Origin of the sequence: Burkholderia sp. Bp9031 (genome assembly GCF_003857965.1) — a bacterium.
Classification (GTDB): Bacteria; Pseudomonadota; Gammaproteobacteria; order Burkholderiales; family Burkholderiaceae; genus Burkholderia; species Burkholderia ambifaria_A.
Window position 1 is genome coordinate 22,330 of record NZ_QTPW01000032.1, and the last position, 12,152, is coordinate 34,481.

Annotated in this window: 10 protein-coding genes and 1 pseudogene; 10 read left to right on the forward strand and 1 reads right to left on the reverse strand. The window is 68.5% G+C overall.

The genetic code is table 11. From position 1 onward, the window contains the following. Positions 1 to 263: 263 nt before the first annotated feature. Positions 264 to 692 (forward strand): hypothetical protein, encoded by a 429-nt coding sequence (locus DIE15_RS29915; RefSeq protein ID WP_124835038.1) that lies wholly within the window; start codon positions 264 to 266, stop codon positions 690 to 692. Continuing rightward, the gene (locus DIE15_RS37210; RefSeq protein ID WP_185734569.1) at positions 689 to 865 is read left to right on the forward strand and encodes a hypothetical protein; all 177 of its coding nucleotides are present in this window, start codon (positions 689 to 691) and stop codon (positions 863 to 865) included. Before DIE15_RS29915 ends, DIE15_RS37210 begins: the two co-directional genes overlap by 4 nt. A 136-nt stretch (positions 866 to 1,001) precedes the next feature. On the opposite strand, the gene DIE15_RS29920 is transcribed toward DIE15_RS37210, so the two are convergent. Next, positions 1,002 to 1,670, reverse strand: coding sequence for a haloacid dehalogenase type II (locus DIE15_RS29920; RefSeq protein ID WP_057927358.1), 669 nt, complete (start codon positions 1,668 to 1,670; stop codon positions 1,002 to 1,004). A 460-nt stretch (positions 1,671 to 2,130) separates the two neighbouring features. Between DIE15_RS29920 and DIE15_RS29925 the strand changes: the two genes are divergently transcribed. The 8 genes and pseudogenes from DIE15_RS29925 to DIE15_RS29960 form a co-directional block, all read left to right on the forward strand. Next, positions 2,131 to 2,991, forward strand: coding sequence for a GNAT family N-acetyltransferase (locus DIE15_RS29925; protein WP_057927359.1), 861 nt, complete (start codon positions 2,131 to 2,133; stop codon positions 2,989 to 2,991). Between the two features lie 12 nt (positions 2,992 to 3,003). Then, the gene (locus tag DIE15_RS29930; RefSeq protein WP_057927360.1) at positions 3,004 to 3,930 is read left to right on the forward strand and encodes a glyoxylate/hydroxypyruvate reductase A; all 927 of its coding nucleotides are present in this window, start codon (positions 3,004 to 3,006) and stop codon (positions 3,928 to 3,930) included. Between the two features lie 162 nt (positions 3,931 to 4,092). Beyond that, on the forward strand, positions 4,093 to 5,493 hold the full coding sequence (locus tag DIE15_RS29935) for an aspartate aminotransferase family protein (RefSeq protein ID WP_124835039.1): 1,401 nt from the start codon (positions 4,093 to 4,095) through the stop codon (positions 5,491 to 5,493). Positions 5,494 to 5,578: 85 nt separating this feature from the next. Then, positions 5,579 to 6,070 carry an Lrp/AsnC family transcriptional regulator gene (locus DIE15_RS29940; RefSeq protein ID WP_006749694.1) on the forward strand — a complete coding sequence of 164 codons (492 nt, stop codon included), beginning with the start codon at positions 5,579 to 5,581 and terminating at the stop codon, positions 6,068 to 6,070. Positions 6,071 to 6,172: 102 nt separating this feature from the next. Then, on the forward strand, positions 6,173 to 7,645 hold the full coding sequence (locus DIE15_RS29945) for an NAD-dependent succinate-semialdehyde dehydrogenase (protein ID WP_057927362.1): 1,473 nt from the start codon (positions 6,173 to 6,175) through the stop codon (positions 7,643 to 7,645). 204 nt (positions 7,646 to 7,849) lie between these two features. After that, the gene (locus tag DIE15_RS29950; protein WP_124835040.1) at positions 7,850 to 9,370 is read left to right on the forward strand and encodes a GGDEF domain-containing protein; all 1,521 of its coding nucleotides are present in this window, start codon (positions 7,850 to 7,852) and stop codon (positions 9,368 to 9,370) included. 247 nt (positions 9,371 to 9,617) lie between these two features. Then, on the forward strand, positions 9,618 to 11,576 hold the full coding sequence (locus tag DIE15_RS29955) for a phosphatase PAP2 family protein (protein WP_124835041.1): 1,959 nt from the start codon (positions 9,618 to 9,620) through the stop codon (positions 11,574 to 11,576). A gap of 198 nt (positions 11,577 to 11,774) precedes the next feature. Beyond that, positions 11,775 to 12,084, forward strand: a pseudogene (locus DIE15_RS29960) (DUF72 domain-containing protein); the annotation flags it as partial. Positions 12,085 to 12,152 lie beyond the last annotated feature (68 nt).

The following is a 12,152-nucleotide window of genomic DNA, read 5'->3' on the forward strand; positions in this document are numbered from 1 at the left end:
AGCACCGCCAAAATGCGGGTTATCGCGATTCGGGGCGGCCGCACGATACGATTCGACCGTTTTGAGCCACCCGCGCAGCATGAATTGCTGCGTGCTCGCGCATACCGTCGTTTGCCCGGTGCAGTTGTCGCGACGACCACGTAAGGACGGCGCGACGAACGAAATCGTAAAGCGACGCGCGCCGCAGATTGCACCGACAAAATTGCGCGTTCGGCATCCGAAACGCGTTCCACACGTGCAAACCGCATGTTTGCGTCGAATGCATGCCCGCGCGATTTGCCGGCGCCGTCCAAGGCCTCGCCACCAGCGTTCAGACGATTGCCCGCTTCATCGAAACCTGCCTGCCCCGACGGCCGCGGCACGGCAGGAGTAGCCGGTGGCAGCGCGGCCCGCTCGCGGGCCCCGCTGCCGGATCGCGATTCTCACGGCGGTGTGGCGGTGTGGCGGCGATCGGCGTGTTCGACCGCACGTCGGGCATTGGCCAGCGCGACGGGAAGCAGGAGAAAGGGATGCGCACGGGCCGCGCTGCCGGATCGCGATTCGTGCGGCGGTGCGGCGGTGCGGCGGCGATCGGCGTGTTCGACCGCTCGTCGGGCATCGGCCAGCGCGACGGGAAGCAGGAGAAAGGGATGCGCACGGCGCGCGCCGCCGGATCGCGATTCGCGCGGCGGTGCGGCAGTGCGGCCGTGTGACGGCGATCGACGAATTCGACCGCACGCCGGGCATTGGCCGGCGCGACGGCAAGCAGGAGGAAGGGATGCGCACGGCGCGCGCCGCCGGCACGTTCGAACCGGAAGGCGCGGACGCGCTCGAATCCGCCACGGGCGATACGCGGCTCTTCGCCGCGAATGTCGAAGGACTATGACAGGCAAGTGCGCGAGACAACGCGCCAGGCCTGCGCGATCGTCGAACGCCGACGGCCTGCCGCGCGCACGGGTTTTCCCGGCGCACGGGTTTTCCCGAATCTCGCGGCGGGCCGGGCCGCGCCGACGATGCGTCGCTTACAGCCCGAGCTGCGTCGCGAGATGGCCGATGTCGGACACCTCGTAGTAGTTGTAGAACGGCGTGCCGGGCTCGTGGCCGCGGTTGACGAACGCCTTGTGCTTGATCCCGAGATCCTCGGCCGTCATCAGATCGTAGCGCAGGCTCGACGACACATGCAGCACGTCCTCCGGCTTGCAGCCGAGCTTGTCGAACATGTATTCGAAGCCCTGCATGCGTGGCTTGTACGACTGCGCCTGCTGCGCGGTGAACACCGCATGGAACGGCGCGCCGAGCTTGTCGACATTGCTCATGATCTGCTCGTCCATCGCGTTCGACAGGATCACCAGCTTGTACTTCTTCGCGAGTCGCGACAGGCCGGCCGGCACGTCCGGATGCGGGCCCCAGGTCGGAACCGCATGATAGAAACGCTCGGCCTCGGCTTCGTCGAACTTCGTGCCGATGCGCGCGCAAGTGCGCCGGATCGCGTTGACGACGACGTCGCGGTACGGCTTCCATGCGCCGAGCACTTCGTCGAGCCGATAGGCGGCGAACGCGCGCACGAAGTCCTCCATCGCGACCGGCGACAGCCGCTCCGCGTAAATCTCGCGCGCCAGGTCCGCCATCTGGAAGCGGGTCAGCGTGCCGTAGCAGTCGAAAGTGATGTACTTCGGTTCAAACTGAATCATGATACGTCCTGTCGGTGTGAAGCCCCGGCAGGGCCGGGGACGGGCTGGGTTCAACGAAATTGAATCAGGGCAAAAAATCCGTCGCGCGTCGTTCGGCACCGCTCGAAACGCAGAATCGCCGCGTGTTGCACGCCACGGGCAGCACGATCTGCGGCGCGATCGAGCGCGGCGCTGCCGCGCGGACCAGCGGGCTTCGGCGGGCTTCACGAAACCGGGCCGCCGCTCGCCGGCACGCAGCAGCGCCGCCTTATTTCCATCGTAGTGGCATTCACACAGCAGAAGCTGTCGGATTGACCGGCCCCGCCGGCACGAAGCGCGCGTTCGTCCGCGTCGATCGAGCCGGCTTGCATCGATCTCGCACAACCGCCCGCTCGCACCGGAGAACAGGCGAATCGTCCTATCCGCGCCATTGTGTCGCTGGCAGAGTGGATGCGTCATTCCTACCCATCCGGAGTCCGGCGTGGCCGACCTCAACACTTCCAGCACGCTTATCTATCGCCCGTTCGCCGAAACCGACCTGCCCGCCGCACACCGGCTGTCGGAAGCGGTCAAGTGGCCGCACCGCCTCGACGACTGGCGCTTCGCACTCCAGCTCGGCGGCGGCTTCGTCGCCGAAGACGAAGCCGGCATCGTCGGCACCGCGCTCGGCTGGCGCTTCGACGACTCGCACGCATCGCTCGGCATGGTGATCGTGTCGCCCGAGCGCCAGGGCCGCGGCATCGGCCGCGAACTGCTCGCGCGCGTCGTCGACAGCCTCGGCGCGCGCACGATATTCCTCCATGCGACGCCGTCCGGCGAACCGCTCTATGTGAAGTTCGGCTTCCAGGCGATCGGCACGATCGACCAGCACCAGGGCGCCGCGTTCCAGCCGCCGCTGATCTCGCTGCCGCCGGGCGAGCGCCTGCGCCCGCTCGGCACGAACGACGGGCCGCGCCTCGCGGCGCTCGCGTCGCGCGCGGCAGGCTACGAGCGCGGCGCGGTGGTCGATGCGCTGCTCGACGTCGCGAACGGGATCGCGCTCGACCGCGACGGCGAACTGCTCGGCTTCGCGCTCTTTCGCCGCTTCGGCCGCGGCCATGCGATCGGGCCGGTGGTCGCGCCGGACGCGCTGCGCGCGCAGGCGCTGATCAGTCACTGGCTCGCGCTGCACGCAGGCATGTTCGTGCGCCTCGACGTGCCGGGCGACAGCGGGCTGTCGGACTGGCTGCAGGGGCTCGGCCTGCCGCGCGTCGATACCGTCGTCGCGATGGCGCGCGGTGCGGCGCCGGCACGCGACCCCGCGCTGCGCGCGTTCGCGATCGTGAACCAGGCGCTGGGCTGAGCGGCACGCACGATGAGCTTCCTGTACAAGGCCGACCCGGTGCGCGGTGCGCAATGGGCGCAGCGCTTCGCGCAACAGGCGCCCGACCTCGCGTTCCGGATCTGGCCGGACATCGGCGATCCGCACGCGGTGCGCTACCTCGCCGCGTGGCAACCGCCGGACGACCCGGCCACGCTGCTGCCGAACCTCGAGATCGTGTTTTCGGTGGGCGCCGGCATCGATCAGTTCGACCTGTCGCGCGTGCCCGCGCACATTCCGGTCGTGCGGATGATCGAGCCCGGCATCGTCGAAGGCATGGTCGAATATGTGACGCAGGCCGTGCTGACGATCCACCGCGACCTGTTCGACTATGCGGCGCAACAGCGCACCCAGGTGTGGCACGAGAAGCCGGTGCGCGCGGCCGCGTCGCGGCGCGTCGGCGTGCTCGGACTCGGCACGCTCGGCCAGGCCGTGCTCGACACGCTGCGGCGCTTCGGCTTCCCGTGCGCCGGCTGGAGCCGCACGCCGCGCACGCTCGACGGCGTCGACTGCTACGCGGGCGACGCGGCGCTCGATGCGTTCCTGGCCCGCACCGACATCCTGATCTGCCTGCTGCCGCTCACCGACAGTACACGCGGGCTGCTCGGCGCGCGCGTGTTCGACGCGCTGCCGGCCGGCGCATCGCTCGTGCAGGTCGGGCGCGGCCCGCAGCTCGATGCGCTCGCGCTGCTCGCCGCGCTCGAGCGCGGCCAGCTCGACAGCGCGATCCTCGACGTGACGGACCCCGAACCGTTGCCGGCCGGCCACCCGTTCTGGACGCATCCGCGCATTCGCATCACGCCGCACATTGCGAGCGCGACGCGGCCCGACACCGCGGTCGACGCCGTGCTCGAGAACCTCGCGCGCCATCGCGCGGGGCAGCCGATGATCGGCGTCGTCGATCGCGCGCGCGGCTACTGACGCGCTCGCCCGGCCCCGCGGGGCGCGCAGCAGAAAATGCCGCAGCGCCCCGTGCAAACGCCGCGGCCGTACGTTTCAGGCGGCAAATTGAAGGCGCACGCGGATTTCTCGCCCGTTAGCATGAACTTACCGCTGACACCCGACAGAGAGTCCCGCACTACCATGAACCAAGCCGCGCTGATCGAAGCCGATCGTCAACACCTGATCCACCCCGTCGTCAATTACCGCGTGCACGAGGCGCGCGGCGTCACCGTGCTCGAATCCGCCGACGGCGTGTTCCTGCGCGACGGCGACGGCCATACGCTGCTCGATGCGTTCTCGGGCCTGTGGTGCGTCAACGTCGGCTACGGCCGCGACAGCATCGTGAAGGCCGCCGCCGAGCAGATGGCGAAACTGCCCTACGCCACCGGCTATTTCCATTTCGGCTCGCAGCCCGCGATCGAGCTTGCCGAACGGCTCGCGACGCTCGCGCCGCCGTCGCTGAACCACGTGTACTTCACGCTCGGCGGCTCGGACGCCGTCGACTCCGCGGTGCGCTTCATCACGCACTATTTCAACGCGACCGGCCGCCCGTCGAAAAAGCAGATGATCGCGCTCGAGCGCGGCTATCACGGCTCGTCGTCGATCGGCGCCGGCCTCACCGCGCTGCCCGCGTTCCACCGCCATTTCGACCTGCCGCGCGCGGACCAGCACCATATTCCGTCGCCCTACCCGTATCGCCATCCGCTCGGCGACGATCCGCAGGCGCTGATCGCCGCGTCGGTCGCCGCGCTCGAGGCGAAGGTCGCCGAGCTCGGCGCGGACAACGTCGCGGCGTTCTTCTGCGAGCCCGTGCAAGGCTCGGGCGGCGTGATCGTGCCGCCGGTCGGCTGGCTGAAGGCGATGCGCGACGCATGCCGGCGCCTCGGCATCCTGTTCGTCGCCGACGAGGTGATCACCGGCTTCGGCCGCACCGGCCCGCTGTTCGCGTGCGAGACCGAGCAGGTCGATCCGGACCTGATGACCGTCGCGAAGGGACTGACCGCCGGCTATGCGCCGATGGGCGCGGTGCTGATGTCCGACGAAGTCTACGAAGGGATCGCGGGCAGCCGCACCGAGTCGGCCGCGGTCGGCCACGGCTATACGTATTCCGCGCATCCGGTGAGCGCGGCGATCGGCCTCGAGGTGCTGAAGCTCTATCACGAAGGCGGGCTGCTCGCGAACGGCCAGGCGCTGGCGCCGCGCTTCGCGGCCGGGCTCGATGCGCTGCGCGCGCATCCGCTCGTCGGCGATTCGCGCTCGATCGGCCTGCTCGGCGCGCTCGAGCTGGTGGCCGACAAGGCGCACAAGACGCGCTTCGACCCGGCGCTGAACGTGCCCGACAAGATCGCGGCGGCCGCGTACGCGAACGGCGTGGTGTTCCGCGCATTCGGCGACGGCGTGCTCGGCTTTGCGCCGGCGCTGAGCTTCACCGCGGGCGAGTTCGACCTGATGTTCGAACGCGTGCGCAAGACGCTCGACGACGTGCTGGCCGACGCGGGCGTTCAGCGCGCGCTCGACGCCGCGCACGCGCAGCCGGCATGACGGGTCAAGGGAAAGCCGGGCTTGTGGCGGCAATCGTTCGACTCTAAAGTAACCGGACATTCCATTTTTTCCCTTTCACGTGAACATGACGGACAGCAAGCTGGATCGCATCGACCTGCGCATCCTCTCCCAGTTGCAGAAACGCGGCCGCATGACCAACGTCGAGCTGGCCGATGCGGTCGGGCTGTCACCCAGCCCCTGCCTGATCCGCGTGAAGCGGCTCGAGAAGGCCGGCTACATCGGCGGCTACGGCGCGCATATCCAGCTCGAAAAACTCGGCGACGTGCAGGTCGTGTTTACCGAGGTCACGCTGGCCGACCACCGCCGCGAGGACTTCGACCGTTTCGTCGCGGCGATCCGCAATGTCGACGAGATCGTCGAATGCCACCTCGCGAGCGGCGGCTACGACTATCTGCTGAAGTTCATCACGCGCAGCGTGAGCCATTACCAGACGATCGTCGAAGGGCTGCTCGAGCAGAACATCGGCATCGAGAAGTATTTCAGTTACGTGATCATCAAGTCGCCGTTCGTCAAACGGCACTACCCGCTCGAATCGCTGTTCGGCGAACGTCACTGACGGACAGCGCGCGACACCCGGGAACGCGGCAGCACGCTGTCCGCGCGGGGTAGTCGCGCGCCCGCGCCGCCGTCGCCGGACCGCATCACCCAAGGACCTGTCATGCCGCTTACGCTGTCCCGAACCGAACTCGTGCGCACCGCCAACCTCATCGACGGCACCTGGCGCGACGCGCTCGACGGCCGTCGCTTCGACGTCATCGATCCGGCGACGCTCGAGACCGTTGCCCACGCACCCGATAGCGGCGCCGCCGACGCGCGCGCCGCGACCGACGCAGCGGCGCGCGCGCTGCCCGCATGGCGTGCAACGCCCGCTCGCGAACGCGCCGCGATCCTGCGTGCGTGGCACGCGGCGATCGTCGCGCACACCGACGATCTCGCGAAGCTGATGTCGCGCGAACAGGGCAAGCCGCTCGCCGAAGCGCGCGGCGAAGTCGCATACGGCGCGTCGTACGTGCTGTGGTTCGCCGAGGAAGCGACGCGCACCTACGGCGACCTGATTCCGCAGCAGCAGCGCGGCAAGCGGCTGAGCGCCGTGAAGGAACCGATCGGCATCGTCGCCGCGATCACGCCGTGGAATTTCCCGCTCGCGATGATCGCGCGCAAGATCGCACCCGCGCTCGCGGCCGGCTGCACGGTCGTCGCGAAGCCGGCGGAGGACACGCCGCTCACCGCGCTCGCGCTCGCCTTCCTCGCGCAGGAAGCCGGCGTGCCGCCCGGCGTGCTGAACCTGATCACCGCGTCGCGCGAACGCGGCATCGACGCGGCGGCCGACTGGCTCGCCGACGGCCGCGTGCGCAAGATCACGTTCACCGGATCGACGCCCGTCGGCAAGCTGCTCGCGCGCGAATCGGCCGCGACGCTGAAGAAGCTGTCGCTGGAGCTCGGCGGCAATGCGCCGTTCATCGTGTTCGACGATGCCGAGCTCGACGCCGCGGTCGACGGGCTGATGGCCGCCAAGTTCCGCAACGGCGGCCAGACCTGCGTGTCGCCGAACCGCGTGTACGTGCAGGCCGGCGTCTACGAAGCGTTCGCCGCGAAGCTCGCCGCGCGTGTCGCCGCGCTGAAGGTCGCGCCGGCAACCGACCCGGCCGCGCAGATCGGCCCGATGATCAACGCGCGCGCGGTCGACAAGATCGCGCGTCATGTCGGCGACGCGGTCGAGCGCGGCGCACGCGTACTCACGGGCGGCAAGCGCCTGCCCGAACTCGGACCGAACTATTACGCGCCGACGGTGCTCGCCGACGCCACCGCCGACATGCAGCTGACCTGCGAGGAAACCTTCGGCCCGGTCGCCGCGCTGTTTTCGTTCGATTCGGAAGACGAAGCCATCGACGCCGCGAACGACACGCCGTTCGGGCTCGCCGCGTATTTCTACACGCAGGACGTACGCCGCATCGCGCGTGTGTCCGCACGGCTCGAAACGGGCATCGTCGGCATCAACGAGGGCGCGCTCGCGAGCGAAGCCGCGCCGTTCGGCGGCGTGAAGGAATCGGGCTACGGCCGAGAGGGGTCGCGCTACGGCCTCGACGATTACCTGTCGATCAAGTACCTGTGCCAGGGCGGGCTCGACTGACGCTTCGCCGCCGCCCTCATCCACCGCTGTTACGCAGTCGTTGCGGGGCGCGTCGTTGCCGGCGCGCCCCGCTCGCACACGTTTGCGGTATCCGTGCAGTCATTGTTTCGCATGCCGGCCTCGATTTTCGGGCAACCCTGCCGTTAACCCGGATTTGACCAGCGCCGCTGCGGTCGCAGCCGCCTTTCCGTACGAGCGCGAGCAATGCCTGCATCCCCTTCGATCGAGAAAATTGCCGACTGGGCCGGGCGCCACCATCTGATCGTCGGCGCGCTGGGCACGCTGATGTCGGTCGCGGCGCTCGGCATCAGCGCGGCAACGCTGTGGGCCGCGCGAAGCGAAGTCGTCGAGCATGCGCACGAGACGTCCCGCAACGTCGCTGCCGTCCTCGTCAGCGAGATCGCGCGCACCGTCGAAACGTCCAATAGCGCGCTGGTCTCACTCGCCGCCGATATCCGCAACCCCGCCGTCTCGCGCATGGACGCCGGGCTGCGTCACGACGTCCTGTTCGAGCGCACGGCCGCGCAATACGTGACCGGCATGGGCGTGACGGACCGCTCCGGCCGGCTGATCGACGGTTGTTGCGGCCCGACCCACAACTGGGACTTCAGCGATCGCGATTACTTCAAGGTCCATCGCGATGCCGACAACGTCGGCCTCTACGTATCCGAGGCGTACCGTGCGCGTTCGCGCGGCGGCACGGAATCGATCGCACTGTCGCGACGCATCGAACGGCCTGATCACACGTTCAATGGCATCGCGGTGGTCGCCATCGACCTCGCCTACTTCGATCGGCTTCTTTCCCGCCTGAATGTCGGGCCGCATGGCGTCAGCGCGATCCTGCGCGCGGACGGCACGATCCTCGCGCGCAATCCGCCATTGAGCGATCACCAGATGGTTCGCCTGCGCCGCTCGAAGTCGTTCGAGCGGATGGTGAGCCGCGAATCGGGCTTCTATGGCGCGCGCTCGAGCATCGATGGAACGTTGCGGCTGTATACGTACCAGCGGGTACCCGGCACGCCGCTGATCGCCGTGGTCGCGCCGGCCGAGCATGACGTGCTGGCCGGCATCACGCACCTGACGTGGACGGTCGGCGTGTCGGCGTCCGTCATCGGCGCGCTGTTCTGCGCGGTGGTATGGCTGCTCGCATTCGCGCTGCGGGGCAACCTGCGCAAACAGACGCTGCTCACCGACATGACGCGCACCGACCCGCTGACGGGCCTGCACAATCGACGCGCGCTCGATGCCGCGCTCGTCGACGAGTGGGAGCGGCTGCAGCGCGGCAACGACGGCAGCCTGTCGGTGCTGTTCATCGACGCCGATCACTTCAAGCAGTACAACGACCGGTACGGCCACGCGCAAGGCGACACCGCACTGCGGTTTCTCGCCGAATGCATCCGCGCGCATACGCGCCGGCGCGGCGATCTCGCCGCACGTTACGGCGGCGAGGAATTCGTCGCGGTGTTGCCCGATACCGACGAAAGCGGCGCCGCGAAAGTCGCCGAAGCGATTCGCCGCGCGGTGGAACGCAACCGGCTCGACGGGTTCGCCGAGACGGTGCCCGCGTTTACGGTCAGCATCGGCTGCGCGACCGGCCATCGCGCACGGCCGGCGTCCGTGCATGTGCTGACGCATCAGGCCGACCTCGCCCTCTATGCGGCCAAGCACAGCGGCAGAAACCGCGTGTGCCGCACCGGCGCGCAATCATGCGCCGAACCGGCGTGACCGTTCCCGCTCCGATCATTTCTTGAACGCTCACGCGCGGCCGGACGCACGCGCGAGCGGCGCGTAGCCGCCCGCCGCCGGATCTCGCCGACGGCCGGATCGGCCCGACCGCTACGTTCAGCATCACGAATTCACCAGATAGTGAGCATTCGGGCGCATCGACAGCGCTCCGAAACAAATCCGTAACGGCTGCGTCACGATCGCCCACGACAATCCGCCATCTTCGATACTCAGGATGGAGTCTTGCATGTTCGCGTCACGAAGCCGTTTCCCGCTGCACGTCGCAGCGCTTTCGAGTGCGATTGTCCTCGCCGCGTGCGGCGGCGGCGACGATGTCACGCCGACCACCACGACCAGCGCGGCCGTGCCGGCCCCGCCGGCCGACCCGGGCTTCGTCGACAGCGCGCCCGTGCCGAGCGTGCCGGCCTTCGTCGACAACATCGCGACCAACCAGCGCGGCGACGCGCGCTATGCCACGCTGTCGACCAACGCCGCCGTGCGCGTCGTGAGCCGTTTCCTCGACCTGTGGCAGCCGTCGACGATGCTGGTCGATGCAGGCGTGAGCGCGCAGGCGTTCGGCGCGTTTCCGGCGATCTCGCCGTCGACGTGCTCGGGGCTGCCCACCAGCGGCACGCCGTGCGGCACGATCGTGAACGGCACGGTGCTCGCGGCCAACGTGCAGTACGTGGTCAACGCAACGACCGCGCGCACGCAGCAGCAGGCCGACGCCGCCTACTTCGACGACCGGCGCGGCAAGGGCTACAGCGTGACCGACGGCATGGGCCCGCTCACCAGCGCGTGGCGCACGGCCGCGCAGCAGACGACCAGCATCACCAACGTGCCCGCCGACGCGACGACGGTGCTCTACAACGATTCCGGCAACAACACCGGCGTCGGCAGCAGCACGAACACGAGCTTCGGCAAGGTCGTCGACCTGCTCAACGAAATGGGCAACAACGCGTCGACCGAACCGTCGAAGCGTTTCTACAAGTACGCGCGGCCGTACCGCTGGAGCGCGAGCGTCGTCGTCGCGCCGACGCTCGTTCCCGCGGAAAGCACGACGCCCGCGACCGACGGCGGCTTCATCAGCGGCCACGAAGCCGAAGCGATGCGCGATGCGATGACGATGGCGTGGCTCGTGCCGGAGCGGTTCCAGGAAATGGTCAGCCGCGGTCTCGAACTCGGCGAGAACCGGATCCTCGCCGGCATGCATTCGCCGCTCGACGTGATCGGCGGGCGCATGCTCGCGCTGGCCGTCAGCGCGGCGAACCTGACTGCGTACGCGAGCGATGCGCAAGCCGCGTACGGCCAGGCCCACCAGGCGCTGCAGCAACTCACGGGGACGACCGCCACGACGTTCGCCGCCTTCGCGCATTCGGGCACGGCGGCCACCGACCGGTTCGCCGATTACGCGACCAACAGGACGGCCTTCGCGCGCCGCATGACGTTCGGCTTCGGCGCGATCGAGTCGACCGACGCACCGCCCGTCGTGCCGAAGGGCGCGGAGATCCTGCTGCAGACGCGCTTCCCGTACCTGAGCGCCGATCAGCGCCGCGTCGTGCTGAAGACCACCGAAATTTCGTCGGGCTACCCGGTGATGGACGATGCGGAAGGCTGGGGCCGCCTGAACCTGTTTGCGGCGGCCGACGGCTATGGCGCGTTCAACGGCAACGTGATCGTGTCGATGGATGCGTCCCAGGGCGGGCTCAATGCGGCCGACCAGTGGCGCAACGATATCGCCGGTGCGGGCAAGCTGACGCTGCAAGGCACCGGTACGCTCGCGCTCGCGGGCAACAACCGCTATACGGGCGGCACGCAGGTGAGCGGCGGCACGCTCGCGGCTGCGTCGGCAATGGCGTTCGGCAACGGCGACGTGTATGTCGGGTCGGGCGGTAGCGTCCGGATTGCCGCCGGCGCGCCCGTCACGATCGCGACACGCTATACGCAGCTCGACAACGCGACGCTCGAACTCGACATCGACGGCAATGGCGGCGGACGCCTGCGCGTGGGTGGTCCGCTCACCGTCGCGGGCGGCACGCTGCACGTGAAGTTCGTGAACGGCTACGCGCCGAAGGCCGGCGACACCATCGCGCTGATCGACGGCGCGGCGGCCGCGGCGAAGTTCTCGACGGTCATGGTCGACGGGTTCAAGGCGACGCCGGTTTATACGGCGACGGGCGTGTCGGTCAGGTTGTCGGCGTCGTGATCTCGTGTTCGTGTGTTACGGGTCGCGCGGACTGCGCGTGACCCGCATGTCGTACCGGACACGCTGATGAATCTCAGCGTGTCCGATGTGTCACTGGATACTTGATACGCAGGTACGGCAAGGTTCGTGCCGCGCGGTGGCACATGCATTGCTCGCCACACCGAATACGTGTGGACCGACGGGCATTCGGGTATCGACGTGACGAGAAAATCAGGTGAAGTCCGCATCGGCATTTCAGACTGGCGCTACGGCGGCTGGCGACACGGGTACGACGAAACGCCGCCCGGTTTTACGTTCAGCGTGAAAGGCCCACGCTACCTGACCCACATGCAGCGCTTTCGCGATGAAAGAAACCGCGACGCTCGCCTGCGCGAACTGCTTTGCGCAAGGATTGCTCGCCCTGAAGGACAAGCTCGGGCGGATCCTTTGGCAGTTTCCGCCGTCGCTGCGTTTCGACCCCGAGCACATCGCGCGCTTTCTCGGCCTGCTGCCGCACGATACGGAAGCGATACGGAAGCCGGATAAAACGGCATGCCGCGCGACAGCAGTCTGCACGATGAACCCGAACCGCAAGGA

Coding starts and splice junctions, on each gene's coding strand:
- DIE15_RS29915 (WP_124835038.1), top strand. CDS start 264: ATGCCCGCGCGATTTGCCGGCGCCGTCCAAGGCCTCGCCACCAGCGTT.
- DIE15_RS29920 (WP_057927358.1), bottom strand. CDS start 1,670: ATGATTCAGTTTGAACCGAAGTACATCACTTTCGACTGCTACGGCACG.
- DIE15_RS29930 (WP_057927360.1), top strand. CDS start 3,004: ATGAGCTTCCTGTACAAGGCCGACCCGGTGCGCGGTGCGCAATGGGCG.
- DIE15_RS29935 (WP_124835039.1), top strand. CDS start 4,093: ATGAACCAAGCCGCGCTGATCGAAGCCGATCGTCAACACCTGATCCAC.
- DIE15_RS29940 (WP_006749694.1), top strand. CDS start 5,579: ATGACGGACAGCAAGCTGGATCGCATCGACCTGCGCATCCTCTCCCAG.
- DIE15_RS29945 (WP_057927362.1), top strand. CDS start 6,173: ATGCCGCTTACGCTGTCCCGAACCGAACTCGTGCGCACCGCCAACCTC.
- DIE15_RS29950 (WP_124835040.1), top strand. CDS start 7,850: ATGCCTGCATCCCCTTCGATCGAGAAAATTGCCGACTGGGCCGGGCGC.
- DIE15_RS29955 (WP_124835041.1), top strand. CDS start 9,618: ATGTTCGCGTCACGAAGCCGTTTCCCGCTGCACGTCGCAGCGCTTTCG.